At 67.0% G+C, this 609-nt stretch carries 1 protein-coding gene and 1 pseudogene; both read left to right on the top strand.

Annotated features, from left to right (window positions below):
- Positions 1-81 (top strand): annotated as a pseudogene (locus tag AC630_RS42100) (DNA-binding protein); the annotation flags it as partial.
- Positions 82-84: 3 nt separating this feature from the next.
- Positions 85-609 (top strand): thiolase family protein (locus tag AC630_RS42095; protein ID WP_502691600.1); only part of this gene is annotated, 525 nt, incomplete at its 3' end.

The raw sequence follows: 609 nt of genomic DNA, 5'->3' as shown, positions 1-609 counted from the left end.
CTCGACATGAAGCTCGAGGTCGCCTTCCAGGAGCTCGACGACAAGATCACCCTCCCCGTGTTCCGTCCGGCGAAGGGGTAAGCCATGCGCAGAAACCAGGTTGCCGTCGTCGGCGCGGCCGAGACCACCGAGCTCGGCGTCATCCCCACCATGTCGCAGCTCCAGCTTCATGCGGATGCGGCGCTCAATGCCATCGCCGACGCCGGGCTGAAGCTGTCCGACATCGACGGCTTTGCCACCGCGGTCGAAACCCCGCAGCAGGTCTGCCACTATCTCGGCATCAAGCCGACCTGGGTGGACGGCACCTCGGTCGGCGGCTGCTCCTTCATGCTGCACGTCCGCCACGCCGCCGCGGCGATCGAGGCCGGACTGTGCAAGACCGTGCTGATCACCCACGCCGAGAGCGGCAAGTCGATGATCGGCAAGCTGCCGCGTTCGATCCCCGCCGACAGCCTGCAAGGCCAGTTCGAGGCGCCCTACGGTGTCTACGGGCCGCCCAGCATGTTCCCGATCCCCGTGCTGCGCTTCATGAAGACCTACGGCATCACGCACGAGCAGCTGGCCTCGGTCGCCGTGGTGCAGCGCGAATGGGCGGCGAAGAATCCGCGC

This window comes from Bradyrhizobium sp. AS23.2, from assembly GCF_001908185.1.
GTDB lineage: Bacteria > Pseudomonadota > Alphaproteobacteria > Rhizobiales > Xanthobacteraceae > Bradyrhizobium.
The sequence above is the reverse complement of the archived record's forward strand: the minus strand, read 5'-3'. Positions and strand labels throughout refer to the sequence as shown.